Consider the following 25,476-nt stretch of genomic DNA (forward strand, 5'->3'; position numbering starts at 1 on the left):
GTGGTGGGTCGTGAAGGATTCGAACCTTCGACCAATTGGTTAAAAGCCAACTGCTCTACCAACTGAGCTAACGACCCATCTTATGAGACTTCAAGTTGAAACTGGTGGGTCGTGAAGGATTCGAACCTTCGACCAATTGGTTAAAAGCCAACTGCTCTACCAACTGAGCTAACGACCCTAATTTGGTAAGTTTCAATTGAAGTGGTGGGTCGTGAAGGATTCGAACCTTCGACCAATTGGTTAAAAGCCAACTGCTCTACCAACTGAGCTAACGACCCACATTTCAAATTGTGGTTACCGCACTTGGGTGCGGCAACGGGCGCTTATAATACCCTTTTTAGTTTGCCATGCAAGTGTAAATCCGACATTTTTTGCCGTTTGTTGCAAAAACCATCGAATTGCCGCATTGCTGTACTAATTTACTTAATTTGTTCCAGTTGTTGCTGCGCTAAGCGAGCCGCTGCTGAACCGGAATATTCTTTTAGCACCTGATCATAAAGCTGCTTAGCGCGGCTTTGCTGACCTTCTTTTTCGGCAATCATGCCCAGCTTAACCATGCTATCGGCACGCTTGCTGGACTTAGGGTAATCGCTATTTACTCTGGCAAACGCCGTTTTAGCGGCGCCCAAGTCGTTCTTGTTAAACAACAATTGTCCTAGCCAGTAATTAGCGTTTGCCGCATATTCAGATTGCGGGTATTGCGCCAGAAACGCTTCAAATGCGGGGATGGCTTTCTCATACTCACGCTGTTTGAGTACCAAGTTAACCGCTTCTTGATAGGCGTCCGCTTCGCTTAGGCTGCCAATTGCCGCTCCTGTAGAGGCCGGAGTGGCCGCGGAAGCGGCTGACCCACCGCCTGCTGCAAGTTGATCCGACAAACGCGTTATTTCATCGTAGATTTGTCGTTGCCTTTGTTGCATCTGGTTTAGCTGATAAGCCTGTTGCTCATTAGCACCTCGTAACTCAAGCACTTCTTGCTGTAGCGCATCAATGCGTTGCTGCATCTCCAGCTGCAAGCGGTTGCTGGCATTGAGCATCCGCTGTAACTGTTCTGTTTTGCTTGTGGTTACCGAGCGAGAACCAGAGGTGGCATCTTCAACCGGTGCCGGCGCGGCCACCGCCGCACTCACACTCAACCATAGCAGGCTAGTAAGGGTCAGTCGTTTCATAGCTTAGCTACCTTAGTAAACTAATACCGCACGGCGGTTTTTAGCGAATGCATCTTCACTGCGAGAAACGTCTAGAGGCTTTTCTTCACCATAGCTTACAACGCTTAGCTGGCTCGATTGAACACCAAGACCTTGCAAGTATTTAGCAACCGCTTGTGCACGACGCTCACCCAAGGCAATGTTGTATTCTGGAGTACCGCGCTCGTCGGCGTGTCCTTCAATCAGTACAGAAACGTTAGGGTATTGAATTAAGTACTCAGCATGAACTTGCAGTAACTCAGCAAATTGCGCATTTACGTCTGAACGATCGAAGTCGAAGTAAATGATGTGTTCTTTTTGCATTTGTTCGAACTGTTGACGCTGTTGCTCTTCAGGGGTCATAGATGCTTCTAGACCACCTGTTTCAACGCCCGATGCACCACTGCCTTGTTCAATTCCGGCGTTACCACCATTAACACCAGTGTTTGACGCAGAGTCAGTGTCAGAAGTAGAGCTACAAGCACTGATCGCTAGTAATGGCATTGCAACTAGCATGCTCTTCATCAATTGGTTAAGTTTCATTAGTTTGTTCCTTTATTCTTCTCGAAATGAGAGCCAACAATTATAAAAACGGCGACCAGGCTGGCGCCTTAACTTCACCCTCTCGGGCTGGCAGTCTTGCCTTAAATCTTCCATCCATAGAAACGGCAGCCAATACTTGGCGTCCGTTGTGGGTGGTCCCGTAAATAATCATGCTACCGTTAGGTGCGATGCTTGGGGACTCATCCAATCGAGTCGTGGTCAATACTTGCATAAACCTCGACTCTAAATCTAATCGCGCAATATGGTAACGACCATTGGTGCGATTAACCATCACTAAGTTACGACCGTCTGGGGTAATTGAGCCACCGAGGTTCCATTCCCCTTCAAACGTGAGTCGTTGTACTTGTTTGGTTTGTAAATTTACCTGATAAATTTGCGGACGACCACCTCGCTCAGAGGTAAATACTAAGCTTTTTCCGTCTGGGGTCCAACTTGGCTCAGTATCAATGGCGTAGTGGTTAGTAATGCGGTTCAGGCGCTTAGTAGTAATGTCCACCACATAAACTTCCGGGTTGCCATCCTTAGATAACGACACCGCAAGCTTTTTGCCATCTGGTGAGAATTTTGGCGAGCCGTTAATTCCTGGAAAGCTGGTTACTTTTTGGCGTTGTTGGGAATAAATGTCTTGAATAAAAATCTCGGAACGACGATTTTCAAAAGAAACGTACGCCAGTTTGCGTCCATCCGGTGACCAGGTTGGCGACATTAGTGGTTCAACCGAACGTAACAGCAGAGTTTCGTTAAAGCCGTCGTAATCCGACACCATTAATTGGTATGGGTATTTAGCACCGTGCTCCACAACCACGTAAGCAATTTTGGTCAGAAAAGCGCCTCGCTCTCCGGTCAGCTTTTCATAAACGATATCGGCAATGCGATGTCCGTATTGTCGAAATTGCTTGGCGCTGATAACCGCCTCGCGACTGTCTAGCACGTATTCCGAAGAAAACGCTTGCGGTCCGTTTTCCGCCGCCATTTGCGCGCGCACCATGTCCACTAGTTCAAAGCCAACCAAGTATTGATCGGTGCCGTAGGGTTTCACCGTTCCCACAACCACTGCTTCAACCGCGGTGTTATTCCAAGCGCTAACGGTCAGTTGATTCGCCGCTTGCGGTTGTTGCGGCATGCTCACTGAATCAATCGGATTGAATTTACCGCTGCGGCGTAAATCTGACACCACCACATCGGAGATGTTCTCCGGCGCAGGCCCCGTGCCTAACCATTTAAAAGGAACCACTGCAACAGGGCGAGCACTATCCACCCCATCGGTAATGACAATTTCCAATGCTGCATAACTGTTGATGGACACAAGCGTGCACACAGTCAGCAAAACCCATTGACGTAACGACTTCATAACTCCCCTTAATCAAACTCAGGACGAACGGTTAGGTTAATATCTTTCAATTTTTGGTACACATCCGGCTCTTTTGACACCGGCAATCGTCCCGCTTTGTTGACCGCGAATTCAGCGGAACGACACACATGGCTATCCCCAGACAACACCGATACTCGAGTAACAAAACCATCCGGCGCAATGCGAATGTTAAGTCGGCAGCTTTTGCCGCGCATGGTCTCGTCTTTATTCCAATTACGCTGAATGGTGGCACTGATCATCGCCTGAAAGCGCTGAACTTCCGACATCACCTGACGACTGCGAGCATCGGCAATGGCCGCTTGCTCCGCCGCCATAGCTTCTTGCATTTGGCGTTCCATTTCAGCTCGGCGAGCTGCTTCTTCGCGCGCTTTTTTCTCAGCCGCGGCTTTGCGTTTTGCTTCTTCTTCGGCTTTGCGCTTACGCTCGGCTTCTTCTTTCTTGCGTTTTTCGGCTGCGGCTTTCTCGCGTTTTAGCCGTTCTTGCTCTTTGCGTTGCCGCTCGGCAGCTTCTTTAGCGGCCTTTTCTTTCTCTTGCTTGGCTTTTAATTTTGCTTGCTTGGCGGCTTCTTCCGCTTTTTTAACTTCCAACTCACGTTGTTTGCGTTGCTTTTCCAAATTAGCTAAGCGCTTTTGTTCTGCTTCCGCTGCGCGTTTGGCAGCAGCGGCTTTGCGCTCGATTTCTCGCTGGCGTTCAAGCTCTTGTTGCCGTTTCGCTTCCCGTTCCTTTTTGATCTTTTCAGCCGCTTGCGCCACTTTTTCTTGATCAATCACCACCGCTTGCACCGGTGGCGCAGAAGGCATAGTAATGGCTTTGGGTTTAGTGTCAAAACCGGCACTGACCAAGATTGCAATCAAGCCGGCTAAGTGCACTGCCAAAGACAGATACAATGCATGTTTTAACTTATTGGGGTCAAACTTAAATTTCACCCGCTAACCCCCTTGCTGCGGCTCTGTCATAAGCCCAACCGAGGGCACGCCAGCGCCCTGAAGACTGACCATTAACTCAATCACCTGCGAGTAGCTCACGTCTTTAGCCCCTCTCACCACCACCGGGCGATCCGGTTCAAGCGTTAACAGGGCTGCAACTCGAGTTGCCAGTTCATCAAGCTCAATTGGCTGTTTGCTGTCCACGCCATCAACGTCGAGGTAATAAAAGCCTTCTTCATCAACCGTGGCCACTACCGGTGGCTTACTGTCTTGCGATAAAGGTTCTGCCTCGCCTTGAGGCAAGTCGACTTTAACCCCTTGGGTAATTAACGGTGCTGTTACCATAAAAATAATCAATAACACCAACATGACGTCGATGTAGGGCACCACGTTAATCTCTGCGACCGGCCTGCGCCTTTTGCGTTGATAACCTTGGTGCATTATTGGGCTTCCTTACTGCCGTAGGTTTGGCGGTGCAAAATACTGGAAAACTCTTCCATAAAGTTAGCGTAAGCCGTTTCGATTTTCTCAACTTGCACGCTAAAGCGGTTATAAGCTACTACCGCAGGGATCGCCGCGAACAAGCCCATGGCGGTTGCAATCAATGCTTCGGCAATACCCGGCGCCACCATGGCTAAGGTTGCATTTTGCGCTGAGCCTAAAGCAATAAACGAATTCATGATGCCCCACACGGTTCCAAACAAGCCAACGTAAGGGCTAATTGAACCAATGGTCGCGAGCACCGGTAAGTGATTTTCCATGGTGTCCACTTCTCGAGTCAGGGATACGCGCATGGCTCGATAAGTACCGTCCATTACCGCCGCAGGCGCTTTGTCAGACAGGTTATTTAAGCGGGCGTATTCTCGAAACCCGCTACAAAATAAATTCTCCAAGCCAATGGTGGAACCGCTGCGGGCACTTAATTCTTTATAGAGTCGATTTAAATCAGCGCCTGACCAAAACTTGTCTTCAAATTTAGTGGCATTTTCTTGAGCGAGCTTTAACAGTTTATAGCGTTGAAAAATAATAGCCCACGACGCAACCGACATGGCCACCAACGTCAACATGACTAACTTGACCAGCAAACTGGCTTCTAAAAATAAATCAATAAAACTTAGTTCAGCTTGCACGCTTAAACTCCAAATGAATGTGCTGAGGAATTGCTGTGGGTTTCATGGTAGAAAGTTGAACACATCCTACTTTCACTTCTCCCTGACAATATAAGGTCCCTTCAAGGTCTTTTAATTCTTGTGTAAAAATAATTGAGGCTTTACCTAACTTACTGACAACAGAATCGACAACAAGTTTCTGCTCAAATCGAGCCGCTTTAATAAAATCCAAATTGGCGCTTCTAACGACAAATACCACGTCTTGCTCAAGCAACTGAGTTTGGCTGACATTCATTGCAGCTAACCACTCTGAACGGGCTCGCTCAAAAAAGTTAAGGTAATTTGAATGATAAACTACACCCCCGGCGTCGGTATCTTCGTAATAAACCCTAATCGGCCAACTGAAACTCATTCCTTTGCAACTCTTATAATTTGCGAATTAGCCAACCACTATAACCGATTCCAAAGCCATTTTTAACCAGTCAATTGCATCCTCGTCAACCCCGCATGATAGCCTCTTAACACTTGCCTCTACTAACCGCTGCAAAAAGGTGAACTCGATCACATTCGACCGTCAAAAATGCCACGTTTTCGTCACAAGTTGTTAGCGGTCATTAATAAATCATTTACCAATTAGTTTTTCTAATCCGAATATCTAATTTTTCTCGCTTGTCGAATTAAAGTATTGGCTCTAAACTTCGCTTCGTTATTGGGAAGCACCATTCTGCTGTGGTGAAACAATTCGGGATTTAGATTCCCATCGCCCGAGTTGTCCTTCCAACAATTTGTTGATTGCTATAATGTATTATTTCACCCGAATCGATATGATTCGGGTGTTTTTTTATGTACTCATGACAGCGCCGATCAGATACCGCATAATAAACGCATTAACAGAAGATAGAGAGTTCTTATGACCGCGGCCAGCGATTCCCCTGCAAATGAACCCAAGGATACTAATCCAAATTCGATGAAAGCACGTTTTCGAGGCTACTTACCCGTAGTTGTCGATGTCGAAACCGCCGGATTCAATGCCAATACTGATGCCTTGCTTGAAATCGCCGCCAGCATACTCACCATGGATGACGACGGCTGGCTCTCGGTCGAACAAACGGTGCATTTTCATGTCGAGCCCTTTGAAGGCGCCAACCTAGAACAGGCAGCTTTGGACTTTAACGGTATTCGCCCGTTTTGTGCATTAAGAGGTGCGGTGGATGAGAAAAAGGCACTGACCGAAATCTTTAAAGTCATTCGTAAATCACTCAAAAGCCACGGCTGTCATCGAGCTGTTATGGTGGCCCATAACGCAGCGTTCGATCACGGCTTTGTACACGCAGCTATTGAGCGCAGCAGCATTAAGCGCTCCCCTTTTCATCCCTTCGCCACCTTCGATACCGCGGCACTATCGGGTCTGGCATTAGGGCAAACCGTGTTAGCTAAGGCGTGCAAGGCCGCCAAAATTGACTTTGACAACCAGCAAGCCCACAGCGCCGCCTACGATACCGAGCGCACCGCCGAGCTGTTTTGCTATATTGTCAATCGTTGGAAGTCGCTAGGTGGATGGCCGATCGCTGAGTCGAATTAGCCAAGATTAAGCATAAAAAAAGCCCCTGTAGGGGCTTTTTATTTTAATCGAATCGTTAAGATTATAAGTCGTCAGCGTTCTCAGAAAGATAAGAAGCTACGCCTTCAGGGCTGGCAGTCATGCCTTTGTCGCCTTGTTCCCAACCTGCAGGGCACACTTCACCGTGCTCTTCGTGGAATTGAAGCGCGTCAACCATGCGAAGCATTTCGTCAACGTTACGGCCCAATGGTAAGTCGTTCACTACTTGGTGGCGAACCATGCCTTCTTTATCGATCAAGAAAGAGCCACGGAATGCAACACCCGCTTCTGGATGCTCAACATCGTACGCCTGACAAATTTCGTGTTTAACGTCAGCCACCAAGGTGTAACCCACTTGGCCAATACCACCGTCATCAACTGAAGTGTTACGCCATGCGTTGTGGCTGAATTGAGAGTCGATCGACACACCAATTACTTCAACGCCACGTTTTTTGAAATCTTCCAAACGGTGATCAAAAGCGATCAACTCTGATGGACAAACAAAGGTAAAATCCAATGGGTAGAAAAAGATGACTGCAGGCTTACCTTTAATGGCTTCTGCAAGGTTAAACGTATCAACGATATCGCCGTTACCTAGAACAGCGGCTGCAGTGAAATCTGGTGCTGGACGACCGACTAAAACACTCATGTTATCTCTCCGTGGTTATTTCAGTATGGATGCAGAGAACTCTGCAAGTTTTTAAATACCTGCCAGCATTATAAGAAGTGTTAACAAAGTCACAAGTACTTTTGTATATGATGACTCGATCTGGCTAGTTACTACTCAATAATAGGTGTTTCACAACGTTTCGTTGACATTTTGTTTAGAATCTACGGCTTTTACCGCGTCAATTGGGCTTTTTTTCTAAGCTTGTGGTTATAATGACGCTACTTTATTTAGCAAGGATAATAAGATAAATGAATGCAGTGGTTATCGCCGTATGCTTAATGCTTGGCTTGAGTATCGCCCGCGTCAACGTTGTGATCGCTCTCACCGTCAGTGCTTTGGTTGCTGGATTAATTGGTGGTTTGGATGTTAATGCCACTATAGCCGCCTTTAATGACGGTTTAGGCGGCGGCGCCCAAATCGCATTGAGCTACGCCATGTTAGGTGCTTTTGCGGTAGCCTTAAGCTACTCTGGACTGCCCGATGTCATTGCCAATGGACTCATCAAACGTGTGGGCAAAGACAGTCACTCTAGCGAAGCTAAGTGGCTCAAAACTGGGCTCATTTTAGTGATTTTGGCGATGGCCATTAGCTCACAAAACATTTTACCTATTCACATCGCTTTCATTCCGATTTTGATTCCACCGCTGTTGTTCTTAATGACGCGCCTTAGCATTGACCGCCGTCTTATTGCCTGCGTATTAACTTTTGGCCTAGTAACCACCTACATGATTTTGCCAGTAGGTTTTGGTGGCATATTCTTAAACGACATTTTACTGGCTAATCTCGAGAACAATGGCTTAGTGGCCACCACCTCTGAAATTCCACAGGCCATGCTCATTCCGGCGCTTGGAATGATTTTAGGTTTGCTTATCGCCGTGTTTGTCAGCTACCGCAAACCGCGTCAATATCGGCAAGTGGAAACTCAAGAAGCATCTAGCAATCAAGTTACCATCAATCGCCACGGTGTTATCGCCGCCATCGCCGCCATTATTACCACCTTAGCCGTGCAGCTTTATACCGACTCCATGATCATCGGCGCCTTAATGGGTTTTATTGTGCTTAATCTCAGCGGTGCGCTTAAACACGTTGAAAGCCAAGAGTTGATGGTGAAAGGCGTGGGCATGATGGCCATGATTGGTTTTATCATGATAGCCGCAGCCGGTTTTGCAGCGGTTATTAAAGCCACCGGCCAAGTGGAAGACCTAGTGCAAGCGGTATCAAGCATGATTGGCGATCACAAAGGGGTTGCTGCCTTCATTATGCTGCTTGTGGGCTTGTTGATCACCATGGGCATTGGCAGTTCATTCTCCACCATCCCAATTATCGCCACCATTTACGTGCCATTAGCGGCCTCTTTTGACTTCTCGGTGGCGGCTACGATTGCTTTGGTCGGTACCGCTGCGGCACTGGGAGATGCAGGCTCGCCAGCATCCGATTCAACCCTAGGTCCAACCGCGGGTTTGAACGCTGACGGTCAGCACGACCACATTCGAGATAGCGTTATCCCTACGTTCATCCATTACAATATTCCGTTGCTAATTTTTGGCTGGATAGCGGCGGTTATTCTGTAATGACGCATAAAAAAACCGCCTTTGAACAAGGCGGTTTTTTAGCACTTAAATTCAGTTATTCAGCGGCATGCTTAGCCGCTGTTTCCTTAATGAGTGTTTGCAATTCACCGCTTTGGAACATTTCCATGATGATGTCACAACCACCAATTAGCTCACCTTCCACCCACAGCTGAGGAAATGTTGGCCAATTGGCGTATTTTGGCAACTCAGCACGAATGTCTGGATGTTGTAGAATGTCGACATAAGCAAACTGTTCACCACAGTTAATGAGCGCTTGCCCTGCTTGAGACGAAAAACCACAGCTTGGCAGTTTTGGCGAGCCTTTCATGAATAGGATAATCGGGTTTTCACTGATTTGTTGCTTAATTTTGTCTAGGGTTTCCATTTGACTTCTCGGCCCTTAAATACGTTGGTTTGAATTGCCACAAGTTTACGCTAAAACCCGTCATAACAAAAACCTGCATTTAGTAAGGTTTTTAAAATGAGAAAAATGGGATTCACATCACGCTTTTTCTGAGTACAATACCCCCAAGGAAATATTCCTGTTCACTAACAACAATTAGTTACGGAGAAGTACAAATGGCGATTGAATTACCCGCTCTGCCTTACGCAATGGATGCACTAGAGCCGCATCTCTCAAAAGAAACTCTTGAATATCATTATGGCAAGCATCACAACACCTACGTTGTAAAGTTGAATGGCCTTATTCCTGGTACTGAGTTTGAAGGTAAATCACTGGAAGACATCGTAAAAACTTCAAGCGGCGGCATTTTTAACAACGCTGCTCAAATTTGGAACCACACCTTCTACTGGAATGGTTTAGCACCAAACGCTGGCGGAGCACCAAGCGGTAGCATTGCTGCAGCCATCGACGCCTCTTTTGGCTCTTTCGATGCGTTTAAAGCGGCTTTTAATGACAAAGCGGTTAATAACTTTGGTTCGAGCTGGACTTGGTTGGTTAAGAAAGCAGACGGCTCTTTGGACATTGTTAATACCAGCAACGCCGCTACCCCGCTTACCGATGATGGCGTCACGCCACTGCTAACCGTGGACCTATGGGAACACGCTTATTACATTGACTATCGCAACTTACGCCCAAGCTACCTAGACGGCTTCTGGGCTTTGGTGAACTGGTCTTTCGTTGAAGATAACTTCGCAGGCTAATTCATAAGCACTTGCAACCTAAAAATAAAAAGGAGCCAAACGGCTCCTTTTTTCGTATCTAGTGATAAACGCAGAAACATTTTGGGCCTACTAAAGGTCTAATTATTGAAGACTCAAGATGTAAAACTCGGTGACCGAGACATCTCGGCTTCTAGGATTAGCCACTGAAATAAATAGTGAAATGGTTAGAAAGCCGCGAAATAACGACTAGGATTAAAGAGACAAGGACTGAACGACACAACAACAAAATAGTGCAAGCAGCACCGAACCTTAAGGGGTGACATTATGGGTATTTTCGAACACTATCAATCTCGATTCGAGCAAGCTCGTGAAGAAGAATACAGCTTGCAGCAATTTTTGGATATTTGTCGCGAGCAACCGGATGCATACGCCCCTGCCGCGCAGCGTTTGCTGCAAGCCATTGGCGAGCCAGAGATTATTGATACCTCAAGCGACCCACGCTTATCCCGGATTTTTTCGAATCGCCTTATTGCTCGCTACCCTGCATTTTCTGAGTTTTACGGTATGGAAGAGGCCATAGAGCAAATCGTCGCTTACCTAAAACATTCAGCGCAAAATCTCGAAGAATCGAAGCAAATTTTGTACTTGCTCGGGCCGGTTGGTGGCGGTAAATCGTCGCTTGCAGAAAAGCTTAAAGCCCTAATCCAAAAAATACCCATCTATGTACTGATTGCTAATGGCCAGCGTTCACCGGTTAACGACCATCCATTTTGCCTTTTTGACGCCCATGAAGACGGCCATTTATTGTCCCAAGAATACGGCATTGATCGTCGCTACTTAAAAAACATAATGTCACCGTGGGCCGCTAAACGCCTTAAAGAGTTTCAAGGTGACATTAGCCAGTTTAGGGTCGCCAAAGTTAACCCTTCTATATTAGAGCAGATTGCGGTGGCGAAAACCGAGCCTGGCGATGAGAATAACCAAGACATCTCCAGTTTGGTGGGTAAAGTGGATATCCGACAACTGGAGCACTTTGCTCAAGACGACCCCGACGCCTACGCGTACTCTGGCGCTTTATGCCGCGCCAATCAGGGCTTAATGGAGTTCGTTGAAATGTTTAAAGCCCCCATTAAAGTGCTACATCCTTTGCTCACTGCCACCCAAGAAGGTAACTACAATGGCACCGAGGGGCTGTCGGCTTTGCCGTTTAACGGTATTATTTTGGCCCACTCCAACGAATCGGAGTGGCAAACGTTTCGCAACAATAAAAACAATGAAGCCTTTCTCGATAGAGTTTACATCGTCAAAGTGCCTTACTGTCTGCGCATTAGCGAAGAGCAAAAAATTTATCAAAAGCTGTTAGAGAATTCTGCTCTGAACAAGGCTCAGTGCGCTCCTGGCACGTTAGAGACCTTGTCGCAATTCTCAGTACTGTCCCGATTAAAAACTCCCGACAACAGCTCCATCTATTCTAAAATGCGGGTCTACGATGGTGAAACACTAAAAGACACCGACCCAAAAGCCAAAAGCGTTCAAGAATATCGAGATTATGCCGGTGTCGATGAAGGTATGGACGGGCTTTCCACCCGCTTTGCTTTTAAGATTTTATCTCGCGTATTTAACTTTGACAGCAGCGAAATTGCAGCCAATCCCGTGCACCTTTTTTACGTACTTGAAAAACAAATCGAGCAGGAGCAATTTCCCAAGGAAACCTCTGAGCGGTATCTCGAGTTTTTAAAAGGCTATTTAATACCCAAATACGTCGAATTCATTGGTAAAGAGCTACAAACCGCCTATTTGGAAAGCTACTCTGAGTACGGTCAAAACATCTTTGATCGTTATGTAACCTATGCCGACTTTTGGATCCAAGATCAGGAATATCGCGACCCTGAAACCGGGCAACTGTTTGACCGAGCGGCGTTAAATTCTGAATTAGAAAAAATTGAGAAGCCGGCTGGCATTAGCAACCCGAAAGATTTTCGCAACGAAATCGTTAACTTCGTATTGCGAGCTCGTGCTAACAACGAAGGTAAAAACCCCCGTTGGACCAGCTATGAAAAATTACGCACCGTCATCGAAACCAAGATGTTCTCTAACACCGAAGAATTGTTACCTGTGATTTCATTTAATGCCAAAACGTCCAGTGAAGATCAAAAGAAACACGATCAGTTCATCGCTCGCATGATGGATAAAGGGTACACCCAGAAACAAGTACGGCTGTTATCCGAGTGGTATTTACGAGTTAGGAAATCGTCTTAATCAAGCATGAAAGGAGGTTAATCATGACTACTTTCATCGATCGTCGCTTGAATGCGAAAGGTAAAAGCACAGTTAATCGACAGCGATTCATTAGGCGCTATAAAAACCAGATCAAACAGTCGGTTGCCGACGCCGTTACTAAACGCAGCGTGACCGACGTTGACTCTGGCGAAAACGTTAGTGTGCCAGCAAAAGACATACGCCAACCGCATTTTCATCAAGGACAAGGCGGTTATCGCCAGCGTATTTATCCGGGTAATGATCAGTTTATCAAAGGCGATCAGCTAGAGCGCCCAGAGCAAGGCGGACAAGGCAGTGGTGATGGAGATGCCTCTGATAGTGGCGAAGGGCAAGACAACTTCATGTTCGATGTATCTAAAGAAGAATACCTCGATTTGCTTTTTGAAGACTTAGAACTGCCTAATTTGGAAGAAAATCAGCTCGACAAACTGATTCAATACAAAACCCATCGAGCTGGATTCACCAACTCGGGTGTACCGGCCAACATCAACATTGTGCGCAGCTTGCGTGGCTCCCTAGCCCGTCGTACTGCGATGACTGCCTCCAAGCGTCGTCAACTAAAAGTCTTGCAACAGCAATTGCAGGAGTTAGAAAACACCCCTGGCGCCAGCGCCGATGCCATCATCGCGTTGAAGCAACAAATCGCGGCATTAACCAAGCAAATCGCTGCGGTGCCCTTTATTGACACCTTTGATTTGCGATACAACAACTTCGTTAAGCACCCGGTGCCCACCTCGCAAGCGGTCATGTTTTGCTTGATGGACGTTTCCGGCTCCATGGATCAAGCCACCAAAGAGATGGCCAAACGCTTTTACATACTCTTGTACCTGTTTCTAACCCGTACCTACGAGAACTTGGACGTGGTGTTTATTCGCCACCACACTCAAGCCAAAGAGGTTGATGAACAAGAGTTTTTTTATAGCCAAGAAACCGGTGGCACTATCGTCTCCAGCGCCCTTAAGCTGATGCATGAAATTCAACAGCAACGCTACCCAAGTAACGATTGGAATGTTTACGTTGCGCAGGCGTCCGACGGCGATAACTGGGCAGACGATAGTCCTAACTGTCATCGATGGCTTGAGAAAAAAATACTGCCTCATGTTCGCTACTTTAGTTACATCGAAATCACTACTCGTGCTCACCAAACCTTATGGCGTGAATACCAAAAACTGGCGCAAACTAACGATCACTTCGCCATGCAGCACATAAAAAGTGTGTCGGATATCTATCCGGTGTTCAGAGAGTTGTTTAAGCGTCAAAGCGCCTAAGGAGTATCAAGATGAGCAATCAACGATTAAATGATGGCCCAGATTGGACCTTCGAGTTATTGCAAGAGTATTTAAGCGCGATAGAAGAAGCGGCACAGCACTTTGGACTCACCACCTACCCCAACCAAATCGAGGTGATTACTGCCGAACAAATGATGGACGCCTATGCCAGCATTGGCATGCCAATTGGCTATAGTCACTGGTCATTTGGGCAAAAGTTCATAGAAACCGAACAAGGCTACAAACGTGGGCAAATGGGGCTTGCTTATGAAATTGTCATCAATTCTGATCCGTGCATAGCGTATTTGATGGAAGAAAATACCATCACCATGCAAGCACTCGTTATGGCCCACGCCAGTTTTGGCCACAACAGTTTCTTCAAGAACAATTACCTGTTTGAAACCTGGACTGAAGCCGATTCGATCATTGATTACTTGGTCTTTGCTAGAAACTACATAACCCATTGCGAGCAAACTCATGGTATCGATGCCGTAGAAGAGCTTATAGACTCCTGTCACGCTTTAATGAATCAAGGGGTCGACCGATACAAACGACCTGGCAGTTTAAGCTTAAAACAAGAACAGCAACGACAACAGGATCGCGCCGCCTACTTGCAATCTCAGGTCAATGATTTGTGGCGCACAGTCCCCAAAAAAGACACGCAACAGGGTGATAGTGCAGAAGCAATATTCCCCGAAGAGCCTCAGGAAAACCTGCTTTATTTCATCGAAAAAAATGCGCCTTTATTGGAGCCATGGCAACGAGAAATTGTGCGTATTGTGCGCAAGATGGCTCAGTACTTTTACCCACAAAAACAAACTCAAGTCATGAACGAAGGTTGGGCAACCTTTTGGCACTACACACTGTTAAACCACATGTACGACCAAGGTCGCCTAAGCGACAAATTTATGATGGAGTTTCTGCACAGTCACACCAATGTAGTTTATCAGCCCCCTTATAACAGCCCGCATTTTAGCGGCATAAACCCCTATGCATTGGGGTTTAATATGTTTCGTGATATTCGTAGAATCTGCGAGCAGCCCACTTCTGAGGATAAACAATGGTTTCCTGACATCGCCGGTAAAGACTGGCTCGAGACCCTGCATTACGCCATGAGAAACTTCAAAGATGAAAGCTTTATCAGTCAGTTTTTGTCGCCAAAACTTATACGTGACTTTAAACTGTTCAGCATTATCGACAACGACCAAAAAAGCTTTTTAAATGTGTCAGATATTCATGACCAATCGGGGTATCGAGCCATTCGCGAAGCTCTGTCGCAGCAATACAATTTGGCCAACTTAGAGCCCAATATTCAAGTTAAGCAAGTGGATTTACGCGGCGATCGGTCACTCACGTTAGAGTACACGCCCCATAACCGCATCCCTTTAGATGAAAGTGCCATTGACGTACTAAAACATGTGCATAGATTGTGGGGGTTCGATGTCAAGCTCACCGAGCAGCGAGAACAGTCATCTACCCTAGTTGCGCAAGTACCAGCGCTGGATGACAAACCATAGTCGGACATAAAAAAAGCGCCTTGCTAAAGGCGCTTTTTAACATCGAGAACCGCTTTTACATGGGCTCTTCGGCAATATCCAACGGCATATTCGCCCGCATTTGTTGCCAAATTTTGCCACTTTCCACACCATAATGGTGCATAAGGTCAGGCACTTGCTTGTAGTTGCCTTGTTGGGCCAACTCTGCCAGCGCCAAATAGAACTTTTGAGCTTCTGCTCGAGCCTGCGGGTGACTAAAGTAATACTCTCCCACTCGGCTATAAAGCCCTTTAAAGCCATTTAGGATAAGAACATAAATTGGGTTGCCGGCTGCAAACGCAAGTTTATGGTGCAGTTGATAATCAAACTCGGTATAGGCTTGGCTGCTGTCTTCGAGAGTAACGCCCTGAGTAATAAACTGAGCTACTTCTTCCGATTTGTTACGCACCGCCGTTCTGAAATACATGCTGCTGATTTCTGCACGCGCCGCTAACAGCTGATCCACAAGCTCTGGAACACCGTCTTGGTCCAAACGAGCAATGGTTTCTAAAATATTAAGCCCCGAGGTTTCCCAGAAATTGTTCACTCGTGTTGGCTTTCCGTGTTGAATGGTTAACCAACCATCACGGGCCAGACGCTGCAATACTTCTCTTAGAGTCGTTCGAGTGACACCAATGAGTTCCGACAGTTCTCTTTCGGCAGGTAAGATTGAGCCTGGAGGAAATTTATTTTCCCAGATTGAACGGACGATGTACTTCTCTGCAAAACTGGCAGGGCCTTTAGCATTAATAATCATGTACCGAGTCTTCTAGTTACTTTTAAGATTTTGACTGATCATACCAGATAGATTAACAACTAAAAACCGAAAGATTCAGCCAACAAACAAAATAGAAAGCCTCACAAAAAACCATCAGGTGTTGACCAATTGCCGCTTAATAGCTCGGTATTAATTTTGCAATAATTCGATAAAATTTGCGCTAACTATGACTTAATGCCTAGAGCAGATAAAAAACTACTGCTACAATGCCGCCGTCAAGTAGATAAGGTTCGTATAAAAAGCGGCCAACGTTTTTTCGAAGCAACGGAGCAACCAACATGCAAATGTCCATCGGACAGGCATTTATTTCTAACTTCTTAGGCCAGGCACCTAAGTGGTACAAACTTGCCATCATCGCATTCTTAGTAATTAACCCAGTCATCTTTTATCTCGACCCGTTTATCGCGGGATGGGTATTAGTGATTGAGTTTATCTTTACCCTTGCTATGGCGTTAAAATGTTACCCACTGCAGCCCGGTGGTTTGCTTGCCATCCAAGCCGTGGCCATTGGCATGACATCTCCCAACATGGTGTTGCATGAAATTCAGGCCAATCTGGAAGTCTTATTACTTCTGGTATTCATGGTTGCCGGTATCTACTTCATGAAGTCGCTGCTGTTATTCATCTTCACAAAGATGATCACCAAAATCCGCTCGAAAATAGTTCTATCGGTGATGTTTTGCACCGCTTCTGCATTTTTATCAGCATTTCTTGATGCGTTAACGGTCATCGCGGTTATTATTGCGGTAGCCGTTGGTTTTTATTCCATCTACCACAAGGTAGCGTCTGGTAAAGACTTTGGCCAACATCACGATCACACCGACGATGAAGCTAACCCAGAGCTGCAACGAGAAACCCTCGAAGAATTCCGAGCTTTTCTCAGAAACTTATTAATGCATGCCGGCGTAGGTACTGCCCTAGGTGGTGTGTGTACCATGGTGGGTGAGCCGCAAAACTTAATCATTGCAGCCCAAGCCAATTGGAACTTCACCGAATTTGCTATTCGCATGGCCCCGATAACCGTTCCTGTATTTATTATGGGTATTGCTACCTGCATCATTGTCGAGAAAATGAAATGGTTTAGCTACGGCGCCATTTTACCAGACAGTGTTCGCACCATTTTGCAAGATTATGCCGCCTATGAAGACGAGCGTCGTACCAACGCCGATAAAGCAAAACTGATTGCACAAGCCCTGATCGGAATTTGGTTGATAGTCGGCTTGGCTTTGCATTTAGCCTCTGTGGGTTTAATTGGATTAAGCGTAATTATTTTAGCCACCTCGTTCACCGGTGTAATCGAAGAGCATGCCTTAGGTAAAGCCTTTGAAGAAGCTCTGCCATTTACTGCATTACTAGCGGTATTCTTCGCCATTGTAGGGGTTATCATTGAACAACAACTGTTTACACCAGTCATTCAAGCCGTGCTGTCGGTGAAAGACGCGAATACTCAGTTGGTGATGTTTTATTTAGCTAACGGTCTGCTGTCGATGGTGAGCGACAACGTCTTTGTAGGCACGGTTTATATTAACGAAGTGAAATCAGCGCTGCTCAACGGCCAAATTACTCGCGACCAATTTGACATGTTAGCGGTTGCCATTAACACAGGTACCAACCTACCATCCGTGGCAACGCCTAACGGACAAGCCGCTTTCTTGTTCTTGCTGACGTCGGCCCTAGCACCACTGATTCGTTTGTCATACAGTCGGATGGTATGGATGGCACTGCCCTACACCATTGTACTGACACTGGTGGGTATGTTTATGATTCAATCGGGCTTGCTTATCGATGCCACCACCTGGCTGCATGAAATGCAATTAATTCAGCACCACAGCATTGCTGAAGCGGCTGGAACCGCCGTTACCCACTAAACGACGTCGATAAATCCTTGACCCATGTGAACAAATGGGCAAACTATAAGAGCGCCATATGGCGCTTTTATTTTACCCACCGCCCAACATGCTAAATAGGGAAGTTTACATTGATGTCTTTCACTCAATTTGCTCACAGCCGCAAGTCTTGGGGAGCATTGCTCGGTTTCGTCGTATTGTTTGAAGCATGCGCCCTAACCTTTCAATACCTGTTCGACTACCAACCTTGTATTATGTGCGTATACCAGCGTGCGGCACTGCTGGGTATTGGCTTAGCCGCTGTCATTGGCTCAATTAGGCCGGCGCATTGGTTGTGGCGGTCAATCGCGTGGCTTGTATGGTTAATCGCAGCAACGTGGGGCACTCAAATTGCTCACGAACTGGTGCAATTACAAACCAACCCTTCACCCTTTCATGTCTGCAGCTTTACTCCAGAGTTTTGGTTACCCCTTGATCAATGGATGCCGTGGTTGTTACAACCAACCGGTAGCTGTACCGATGAACTGTGGCAATTTGCAGGGCTCACCATGGCGCAATGGACCCGGGTGATGTTTGCCGGCTTCACCATAGCCGCTGTAGTATTTAGCAAGGCCTGTTTAACATGGAAAAAATAAGCGACCAAGAAGCACACATCAGCTGGGCTTGGCTTTTCAGCGAATGGCCGGCCTTTGTTGAGCGGCTAACTGAGTTTGAGCAAGAACTTGGACTAGAGACGCATTCGCTGGAAGTTGATCATTGCGCGCTTCGAGTAAATCAAACCAACACAGCCGAGCGCCTGCTCGAGTCCTTTGCTCCTTTCGGAAGCATTATCAGCAACAAACCCGTCAACGGTCGTCCTATTGCGCTGCTAAAGCTAAGCACTGAACTGGTCTATCAACAACGTCGCATTGGCTGCATTGAATTGCCTTTTCCAAGCAATAAACGCTATCCTAATGCCGGTTGGGAGCACATCGAAATGGTGGCCAGCAGCTCCGACAGCAGCATGAACGCACTGAGCGCTAGTTGCCAAACCTTAGTGACGAGGTACGTCCCCAACGCGTCAAAGATAGGGCAACAAATTCAAGTGAAACACAGCTCTCCCCAAGCCGAAGGTGAGCAATTGCCTAATCCAAGCATCGCCTTCAAAAAAAATGGGGTGTGCATTAAACTGCACCCCCATTCGATAATCGATGTCATAAACAGCGAACAATAATTAACGGTTATTGTTGTTTTTTGGCCTCGGCAATGGCTTGTTTCATAGGCGGCACAATGAGCTGCGGATCGAGGCGCAATTGAAACCAGTTAAGGCGCCAATCTAAGTGCGGCCCGGTTACTCGACCGGTCGCGCCAATTTCCCCAATTTTATCGCCTGCACTCACTTCCTCACCCACTTCCACCGACAGTTTGCTTAAATGCAAGTACGACGAAGACACTCCATAACCATGGTCGATAATGATGGTACCGCCGGAATAAAACATATCGGCGTCGGCAACCGTCACCACGCCGTTTGCTGGCGCGACAACAGGGCTTCCAGTAGGGTTAGCTACATCAACACCAAAGTGAGGACGGCCGGGAACGCCATTGTAAATTCGTTGACTGCCATAAACACCACTAATCCTACCTAAGGCTGGCCATTGAAAATCAGCGCGATAGTCATTCCGGTCACTGAATTGATTACGAGCTTGATGCACCATTTGGGCATTATCAGACGCTCGGGCGATGTCTTCTTCGCTGGGCTGCATAATGCGCTGAGCAATGCCTTCAATCACCTGCTTTTGATAGTCTCTGCTCTCAACGTCAAGAGCAATGGTTTCTACTTCACCATCTGGATGTTCAATCACTAATTGGTGATTACTCTTTGAATCCCGATCAAAACCAAAGACAAAGTATCCTTGCTCAGACACCTGCAGTTGCTGATCGTCCAAATGCACTACTGAGTTGGGCGTTGTTTGTCCACGCACCAATGCCCCTTGGATCATTTCTCCCTGAAGCAACGTTTCTGCAAAAACACTGGCATTTGTGCACAGTGCCACTAACCCAACTATCCATTTATTCATTGTTATGTTTCACCAATTTGGCAAAAGGCAATTGCGCCCTTTCCGATACCCTCGTAAGCAACCACTTCGACATTTTTATAATGATTCAGTTCCGCGGTTTGTTGGGCCATGTATTGCGCCAGTAATTCCACGGTTGTGTCGGTCGGTATAATGTCACATATTGCCATTGGGATCGCTAATTGAAAACACCCTTGCGGTGCCTGATAACAAAAGCCATAGTGACTGTTAACGCTCGCCTCACATTGACTTGAAAGGGTTAACGACTCTAACGCCACTAAATCTTCTTCACTGCCAAGGTAGCGATCTTGCCAACGATTCGCCCAATAGCGCTCCATGGCTTCGCTGCGAACTTTATTTAAATAAACTTCTACCGGGCTACGATGACCGTGAGCAATGCGTTGACAATTACCGTCGTGACGCTTTAAACCGTGGCTGTAATGATAATAAGGTGTTGCCAAGTGTTCGGCTCTAAAACTCAACTCAAGATCCAGCACATTGGTGGGCAACGCTTCCAATAAAGGCGCTGTTAAATACTCAACAACGGCCGCTTCATCAATGCGCTCGTTCGGAATTAAGGCGTAGGCTTGAGCTGGGCACGACAAATAGATATCACCTTTTTCGGTTTCGAAATCTACCCAAACCGTCTGCCCTTTTTGCTGCCAACGACAACTGGCCGATGAAGTGGGTACCAATAAACGATGGTCCACCAGCTCATCAATAACTTGTTTGATGCGCTTTTTCACTTTAGAAAAATCCAGCACCATATTTTGCTCATCCAACCCACCGGTTAGCGTGACATCAACACTCCAGCTTTCCCCTACCATGCCTCTTTTAGGGCATAAATAAGAAAAATCGGCGACGGTTAGATCCTTAACAAATAACTTCAATTAAACGCTCCTGGGCAGAGAAACAGTCCACCCTAATATGTATTCACGGTGTGATTGGGTTATTATATGTCAGTGACACCCTTAGCTGAAATTAAAATAATCATTAGGTACAGCATGAAAACCTTAATTCGCAATGCAAAGCTGGTAAACCAAGGACAAATTCGCCAACAAGATCTGCTCATAGATGCTGGTAGAATTGCACGAATCGACGACACAATAACCCCAGATGCCAATACAAAGGTTATTGATGCCGATGGAAAATATTTAATTCCAGGGATGATCGACGATCAAGTTCATTTCCGCGAACCCGGTTTTCCGAACAAGGGAAACATAGGCTCTGAATCCCGCGCCTGTGTTGCTGGCGGCATCACCAGTTTCATGGAAATGCCGAACGTAAATCCGCAAACCACCACGCTAGAGGCGTTAGAAGATAAATACGCACTCGCGGCCACCAAAGCCGTTGCCAACTTCAGTTTTTATTTAGGTGCCACCAATGACAACCTTGAAGTCATCAAGCGTTTAGATCCGAATCAAGCCTGTGGCGTAAAAACCTTCATGGGTGCCTCAACTGGCAATATGTTAGTAGATAACATTGAAGCGCTTGAAGGCATTTTTGCCAATGCGCCTACCTTGATTGCGACCCATTGCGAAGACACCCCAACCATTACCGAACAAGAAGAGTTGGCTCGCGCCAAATATGGCGACGACGTGCCCATGGAGTTACACGGTGAAATTCGCAGTCGCGAAGCTTGCTACAAATCTTCATCGCTCGCGGTTGAATTGGCAAAGAAACATCAGGCTCGATTACACGTTCTGCACTTAACCACAGCTGAAGAGCTCGAAATGTTTAAGCCGGCCAAGCAGCTTTCACAGCTCAGTAGTGCCAACATTACCGCAGAAGTGTGCGTCCACCATTTGTATTTTAATGACAGCGACTACACTCGCTTGGGCAGCCAAATTAAGTGCAACCCGTCGGTTAAAAAGCAATCGGATAAAATGGCACTCATTAAGGCGGTGAACGACAATGTCATCGACATCATCGCAACCGATCACGCGCCCCATACGTGGGACGAAAAGCAAAACAAATACTTCAATGCACCCTCTGGCGTGCCGCTGGTGCAGCATGCCCTGCTGAGCTTGCTGGAGCATTACCACAATGGTTTGTTCACATTAGAAAAAATCGTAGAGAAAACCTCGCATGCGGTGGCCGAGCGCTATCAATTAGCGGACCGTGGCTACTTGCGCGAAGGCTATCACGCCGACTTGGTGCTACTGGATTTGGACTCGCCTTATACAGTGACCAAAGACAACCTGCTGTATCACTGCAAATGGTCGCCCTTTGAAGGCCATCAGTTTAATTCAAGCATTGCGGCAACTTGGGTAAACGGCACACTCATGTTCGATGGCACCAATATCGTTGATAATCAACTGGGTGAGCGACTGGCGTTCAATCGCGACTAACAGCCGCCTAATCAAACAAAAAGCGCTGCCAAATAAGCAGCGCTTTTTTCTTTTAATCACCGCCTTTTAAGCGGCGCAGTAGCTGATCTTTCAAATTAGGTGGCACCCCTTTAATCGTCAGGGTGTCATGAATGGTGTTGTACACCACCCGCTCACCTAAATGGCTCGCGTCAAAACTAATGGACACGCCGCCGCCGCTGCCAGCAAACTTCTTAAGTTGGCGTAAGGTGGCTTTATCACCATCAAACTCGTCTTCTAATCCGTATTCTCCGGCATTAGTGAAATCGTAAAAGCTGTCCAAACCAGCCTGAGCCAGCTGCTCAGACAATTCCGGCAGTTTTACGCTGCTGCCTTGATCCACTTTATCGCTACAGTAGTCAAACAAAACTTCTCGCACCTGTTGGCGCTCTTCTTTATCCAACTCCGTGGCAGCCACGCAATCTTCCACCGCCACCATCAGTGATTTATTTTGCGCCTTTACATTAAGACCTTCGCTACAGCCCATAAAATCTAAAAAGAAATCCGCCACTTTCCGGCCCGCCCGACCTTTTACAAAACTTATGTACTTGCGACTTTGCGGATCTGCATCCCACTCGCTTAAATTAACGCGCGCCGCTAATTGCAGATTGGCTAAATCCAGATGGTCGTTTTGGCGTAATTCCATGTCATCATTCACCGTTAACGATTGTTTGGCGCTTAACAAAGCAACAAACAAGTAATCGTCAGCAAGGTGACTGTAGCTTGATAGCAGCAAAAAACCGCCTTGAGCAAAATCGTATTTAGCCAACTCGTTTTGCAGAAGCTCCCCCGCCTTGCTCGAAAATTCAACAAACCCCAGTTGATTTTGGCGGTAGGCGGCTAATGCCTCCTTAAAGTCGGTATTAACTTCTGCTGCTGTATCCGTTTCGGATTCCGGTAAACCAAAGAATCCATAACCTTTACCCGGTTTAGCGGTATAAATGCGATGAAGCTCTTCGATAGTATGGGTCAAAGCCTGGCTGTCATTTAGCGGTTGCGGTCGCAAACGACAGGCAAGCTTGCCATCATTTTGGGCAACAATTGCGTGAATAATCGCCGTTTCAATATTAATAGTCATAGCGGTCAATAGTGATAGTGATAAAATTTCGGTATTATAGGCGGCTATTATCCACTAAAGCGAAGACATGTCACTATGGCATTAGTATCAAAATACAGTAACGAGCAAGTTGAAGACTTGGTTAACGCAATTATCGACCAGCTTGACCAAAAGCAAGCGCCTCTAGATTTGAGTATCATGGTTTTAGGAAACACCATTAGCCACCTGATCAATTCGCGAGTCGCTCCAGAGCAACGCGCTATGCTGGCCAAACAGTTTGCTGATGTTTTGCAGCAGTCGATTGCAGAAAACTAATGAAATTTAGCCTTATAACCACTATGGTATGTAAGGCAAGCTTATCTATTTTAAGGAAATTTCAGCAATGCTTAAGCAAGCTGAGAATCAAAAAAGAGAAACCACCTCGGCCCTAATAAACTGGGGGCATTGGTTCGCCTTTTTTAACGGTGTACTGGCGGTCTTAATCGGATTCCGATATCTATCGGCCATCGGCTCACCGGAAGGCCTGGTTGGCTGGAGTTATTTCCTTGCCAGCAGCTTCGGTCATTTTGTGTTCTTAGCCTTCATGATTTATTTGCTGTTTTTGTTTCCAGCAACCTTGCTGTTGCCTTATTCAAGCTTTTTGCGAGGCTTTGCAGCTATACTGGCAAGCTTCGCGCAAACCATTTTGCTGTTCGATGTTCAGGTGTTTAAAAGCTATGGCATTCACTTAAGCCCTTTTTCCTTCGAACTCGCCTATTCCAATCTAAGTTCCGTTATTCATGGCTCATCGGCATTGCTCACCTTGAGTGTGCTGGTCACCATTCAATTAGTGGTCGCCAACTGGATTTGGCGACGAATACGAAAAATTCAGAAGAAAAACTGGGGCCCTAAGGTCGTTATTGCCGTGGCGATCAGTTTCTTTGGCAGCCATTTAGTCCACATTTGGGCCGACTTAACCCAAGAAACCCGCATTACCAGGCAAGACGTACTCTTGCCGTTAAGTTACCCAGCAACCGCTCGCTCGTTCATGGCGGAGCATGGAATCGAGCAAGAACTACCGACGGTAGCAACGCCTACAGAGACTCAACTAAACTATCCTTTAGCCGAAATGTCCTGCCAGAATTTAAGCAAGCCTAATAACGTACTGATGGTGGTTGTCGATGGCTGGCGAGCGGATATGGTTGATGCCGAAACCATGCCCTTTTTCAGCCAATATGCCCAGCTTAATCGCCGTTACAATCAGCACTACAGCGGCGGCTCTAACGCCAGAACCGGATTGTTCAGTATTCTATACGGCCTCCAAGGTAACTACATAGACGCCATAGAGTCCGATAACACTCCTCCGGTGTTGTCACAGGTGTTAACTGACTTGGGTTACCAACTGAACTGGTACTCCAGTAGCGAGCAGGCCAATAGCGCTCTGCAATTGGCTAATTTTCAACAACACCCCAGCGAGAACTTAGCCAACCAAGCCAATACCGATAAAGCCATCGTTGCCAATTACCTCACTCAGCAACCAACCCACACAGCGCCCTGGTTTAATGTGGTGCGACTAAGCGGTCCTTCCAGCTATGATACCCCAACCGGTTATTTAGGAATTGCGACCACCAAAGCGCCCCTGCAATACAACGTTGCCGAACGCATTTTGTTTAATCAATACCGCCAGTCTTTGCATGCGTTAGACGATCGCCTGCATGCCTTGTTAGCGGCACAAGCTCCAAACACCAACATCATCATAACCGGTATTAATGGCATGGTATTTAGCAGTGATATCGCCAGTTATCGCAACAACCTAGCCCCAGAATCGGTGCGAGTTCCACTGGTCATGCACTGGCCTCAACTGGATAACAGCGACGTAGATTACGTCACCTCTCACAATGGCTTGGTGGCTACCCTGTTAAGCCGTACGGCCATGTGCAGCAACCCAGTATCCGACTACAGCTCTGGCACAAGTTTAATGGCACCTAGCACTCAACAGTGGGTCTACGCTGGTAATGCAAGAAATTTCGCCATTTATCAACAAGGGCGAGTGACTGTCATTAACCGCCATGGCAAGTATCGAATTTATGACGGAGACTTTAATCGCAAGCGCGACTATCGATTACGAGCAAAACCTTTAATTGAGGTAATGCGAGAAACCCAACGTTTTGTTGATAAATAGCCG

Annotated in this window: 25 protein-coding genes and 3 tRNA genes; 12 read left to right on the plus strand and 16 right to left on the minus strand. The window is 46.7% G+C overall.

The features are described 5' to 3' along the window. Position 1: 1 nt before the first annotated feature. From CLC91_RS06620 to ybgC, 10 genes are all read right to left on the minus strand, one after another. A tRNA-Lys gene (locus tag CLC91_RS06620) sits at positions 2 to 77 on the minus strand. A 25-nt stretch (positions 78 to 102) separates the two neighbouring features. Beyond that, positions 103 to 178, minus strand: a tRNA-Lys gene (locus CLC91_RS06625). A 24-nt stretch (positions 179 to 202) separates the two neighbouring features. Continuing rightward, positions 203 to 278, minus strand: a tRNA-Lys gene (locus CLC91_RS06630). Positions 279 to 419: 141 nt separating this feature from the next. Beyond that, a complete protein-coding gene (ybgF, locus tag CLC91_RS06635; protein WP_095500179.1) occupies positions 420 to 1,169 on the minus strand; it encodes a tol-pal system protein YbgF in 750 nt (249 codons plus the stop codon). A gap of 12 nt (positions 1,170 to 1,181) precedes the next feature. Next, on the minus strand, positions 1,182 to 1,730 hold the full coding sequence (pal, locus tag CLC91_RS06640) for a peptidoglycan-associated lipoprotein Pal (protein WP_095498150.1): 549 nt from the start codon (positions 1,728 to 1,730) through the stop codon (positions 1,182 to 1,184). 40 nt (positions 1,731 to 1,770) lie between these two features. Then, positions 1,771 to 3,102: a Tol-Pal system beta propeller repeat protein TolB gene (gene tolB, locus CLC91_RS06645; protein WP_095500180.1), complete on the minus strand. Its 1,332-nt coding sequence runs from the start codon at positions 3,100 to 3,102 to the stop codon at positions 1,771 to 1,773. A gap of 8 nt (positions 3,103 to 3,110) precedes the next feature. Next, entirely contained in the window at positions 3,111 to 4,049 is a 939-nt protein-coding gene (tolA, locus tag CLC91_RS06650; protein ID WP_095498152.1) for a cell envelope integrity protein TolA, read from the minus strand. 3 nt (positions 4,050 to 4,052) lie between these two features. Continuing rightward, a complete protein-coding gene (gene tolR, locus CLC91_RS06655) occupies positions 4,053 to 4,490 on the minus strand; it encodes a protein TolR (RefSeq protein ID WP_095498153.1) in 438 nt (145 codons plus the stop codon). After that, positions 4,490 to 5,179 (minus strand): protein TolQ, encoded by a 690-nt coding sequence (gene tolQ, locus CLC91_RS06660; protein ID WP_095498154.1) that lies wholly within the window; start codon positions 5,177 to 5,179, stop codon positions 4,490 to 4,492. The genes tolR and tolQ overlap by 1 nt, the downstream gene beginning before the upstream one ends. Continuing rightward, on the minus strand, positions 5,169 to 5,570 hold the full coding sequence (gene ybgC, locus CLC91_RS06665) for a tol-pal system-associated acyl-CoA thioesterase (protein WP_095498155.1): 402 nt from the start codon (positions 5,568 to 5,570) through the stop codon (positions 5,169 to 5,171). Before ybgC ends, tolQ begins: the two co-directional genes overlap by 11 nt. A gap of 555 nt (positions 5,571 to 6,125) precedes the next feature. On the opposite strand from ybgC, the gene rnt reads away from it, so the two are divergent. After that, positions 6,126 to 6,740 (plus strand): ribonuclease T, encoded by a 615-nt coding sequence (rnt, locus tag CLC91_RS06670; protein ID WP_198950916.1) that lies wholly within the window; start codon positions 6,126 to 6,128, stop codon positions 6,738 to 6,740. 61 nt (positions 6,741 to 6,801) lie between these two features. Here the strand turns inward: rnt and CLC91_RS06675 are convergent, their stop codons facing one another. Beyond that, on the minus strand, positions 6,802 to 7,407 hold the full coding sequence (locus tag CLC91_RS06675; protein WP_095498157.1) for a peroxiredoxin: 606 nt from the start codon (positions 7,405 to 7,407) through the stop codon (positions 6,802 to 6,804). A gap of 269 nt (positions 7,408 to 7,676) precedes the next feature. Here CLC91_RS06675 and CLC91_RS06680 point away from each other — a divergent pair, with 269 nt between their 5' ends. Beyond that, positions 7,677 to 8,999 (plus strand): Na+/H+ antiporter family protein, encoded by a 1,323-nt coding sequence (locus CLC91_RS06680; protein WP_095498158.1) that lies wholly within the window; start codon positions 7,677 to 7,679, stop codon positions 8,997 to 8,999. Between the two features lie 55 nt (positions 9,000 to 9,054). Here CLC91_RS06680 and CLC91_RS06685 read toward each other — a convergent pair whose 3' ends face one another. Beyond that, positions 9,055 to 9,384 carry a Grx4 family monothiol glutaredoxin gene (locus CLC91_RS06685; protein ID WP_095498159.1) on the minus strand — a complete coding sequence of 110 codons (330 nt, stop codon included), beginning with the start codon at positions 9,382 to 9,384 and terminating at the stop codon, positions 9,055 to 9,057. Positions 9,385 to 9,578: 194 nt separating this feature from the next. On the opposite strand from CLC91_RS06685, the gene CLC91_RS06690 reads away from it, so the two are divergent. The 4 genes from CLC91_RS06690 to CLC91_RS06705 all read left to right on the plus strand — a co-directional run bounded on the left by CLC91_RS06690 (position 9,579) and on the right by CLC91_RS06705 (position 15,189). Then, positions 9,579 to 10,163 (plus strand): Fe-Mn family superoxide dismutase, encoded by a 585-nt coding sequence (locus CLC91_RS06690; protein ID WP_095498160.1) that lies wholly within the window; start codon positions 9,579 to 9,581, stop codon positions 10,161 to 10,163. A gap of 285 nt (positions 10,164 to 10,448) precedes the next feature. Beyond that, positions 10,449 to 12,383, plus strand: a complete 1,935-nt coding sequence (locus CLC91_RS06695) for a PrkA family serine protein kinase (protein ID WP_095500182.1) — start codon at positions 10,449 to 10,451, stop codon at positions 12,381 to 12,383. 23 nt (positions 12,384 to 12,406) lie between these two features. After that, positions 12,407 to 13,672: a YeaH/YhbH family protein gene (locus tag CLC91_RS06700; protein WP_095500183.1), complete on the plus strand. Its 1,266-nt coding sequence runs from the start codon at positions 12,407 to 12,409 to the stop codon at positions 13,670 to 13,672. An 11-nt stretch (positions 13,673 to 13,683) separates the two neighbouring features. Continuing rightward, the gene (locus CLC91_RS06705) at positions 13,684 to 15,189 is read left to right on the plus strand and encodes a SpoVR family protein (RefSeq protein ID WP_095500184.1); all 1,506 of its coding nucleotides are present in this window, start codon (positions 13,684 to 13,686) and stop codon (positions 15,187 to 15,189) included. Positions 15,190 to 15,244: 55 nt separating this feature from the next. Here CLC91_RS06705 and fadR read toward each other — a convergent pair whose 3' ends face one another. After that, positions 15,245 to 15,964: a fatty acid metabolism transcriptional regulator FadR gene (fadR, locus tag CLC91_RS06710; RefSeq protein WP_095498164.1), complete on the minus strand. Its 720-nt coding sequence runs from the start codon at positions 15,962 to 15,964 to the stop codon at positions 15,245 to 15,247. Between the two features lie 299 nt (positions 15,965 to 16,263). Here fadR and nhaB point away from each other — a divergent pair, with 299 nt between their 5' ends. The 3 genes from nhaB to CLC91_RS06725 all read left to right on the plus strand — a co-directional run bounded on the left by nhaB (position 16,264) and on the right by CLC91_RS06725 (position 19,045). After that, positions 16,264 to 17,853 (plus strand): sodium/proton antiporter NhaB, encoded by a 1,590-nt coding sequence (nhaB, locus tag CLC91_RS06715; RefSeq protein WP_095498165.1) that lies wholly within the window; start codon positions 16,264 to 16,266, stop codon positions 17,851 to 17,853. Between the two features lie 113 nt (positions 17,854 to 17,966). Continuing rightward, the gene (dsbB, locus tag CLC91_RS06720; protein ID WP_095498166.1) at positions 17,967 to 18,467 is read left to right on the plus strand and encodes a disulfide bond formation protein DsbB; all 501 of its coding nucleotides are present in this window, start codon (positions 17,967 to 17,969) and stop codon (positions 18,465 to 18,467) included. Continuing rightward, on the plus strand, positions 18,455 to 19,045 hold the full coding sequence (locus CLC91_RS06725; RefSeq protein WP_095498167.1) for a VOC family protein: 591 nt from the start codon (positions 18,455 to 18,457) through the stop codon (positions 19,043 to 19,045). Before dsbB ends, CLC91_RS06725 begins: the two co-directional genes overlap by 13 nt. Positions 19,046 to 19,052: 7 nt before the next feature. On the opposite strand, the gene CLC91_RS06730 is transcribed toward CLC91_RS06725, so the two are convergent. Continuing rightward, a complete protein-coding gene (locus CLC91_RS06730) occupies positions 19,053 to 19,889 on the minus strand; it encodes a M23 family metallopeptidase (RefSeq protein WP_095498168.1) in 837 nt (278 codons plus the stop codon). Positions 19,890 to 19,891: 2 nt separating this feature from the next. Beyond that, positions 19,892 to 20,776 (minus strand): 6-pyruvoyl trahydropterin synthase family protein, encoded by an 885-nt coding sequence (locus tag CLC91_RS06735; protein WP_095498169.1) that lies wholly within the window; start codon positions 20,774 to 20,776, stop codon positions 19,892 to 19,894. A gap of 114 nt (positions 20,777 to 20,890) precedes the next feature. Here CLC91_RS06735 and CLC91_RS06740 point away from each other — a divergent pair, with 114 nt between their 5' ends. Then, complete coding sequence (locus tag CLC91_RS06740) at positions 20,891 to 22,237, plus strand: dihydroorotase (protein WP_095498170.1); 1,347 nt, start codon at positions 20,891 to 20,893, stop codon at positions 22,235 to 22,237. A gap of 52 nt (positions 22,238 to 22,289) precedes the next feature. On the opposite strand, the gene yejK is transcribed toward CLC91_RS06740, so the two are convergent. Beyond that, a complete protein-coding gene (gene yejK / locus CLC91_RS06745) occupies positions 22,290 to 23,333 on the minus strand; it encodes a nucleoid-associated protein YejK (RefSeq protein ID WP_095500185.1) in 1,044 nt (347 codons plus the stop codon). A 75-nt stretch (positions 23,334 to 23,408) separates the two neighbouring features. Here yejK and CLC91_RS06750 point away from each other — a divergent pair, with 75 nt between their 5' ends. Both CLC91_RS06750 and CLC91_RS06755 read left to right on the plus strand, forming a co-directional pair. After that, on the plus strand, positions 23,409 to 23,627 hold the full coding sequence (locus tag CLC91_RS06750) for a YejL family protein (RefSeq protein WP_095498172.1): 219 nt from the start codon (positions 23,409 to 23,411) through the stop codon (positions 23,625 to 23,627). Between the two features lie 67 nt (positions 23,628 to 23,694). Next, positions 23,695 to 25,473 carry a DUF3413 domain-containing protein gene (locus CLC91_RS06755; protein ID WP_095498173.1) on the plus strand — a complete coding sequence of 593 codons (1,779 nt, stop codon included), beginning with the start codon at positions 23,695 to 23,697 and terminating at the stop codon, positions 25,471 to 25,473. Positions 25,474 to 25,476 lie beyond the last annotated feature (3 nt).

This window comes from Paraferrimonas haliotis (genome assembly GCF_002282895.1).
Lineage (GTDB): Bacteria > Pseudomonadota > Gammaproteobacteria > Enterobacterales > Shewanellaceae > Paraferrimonas > Paraferrimonas haliotis.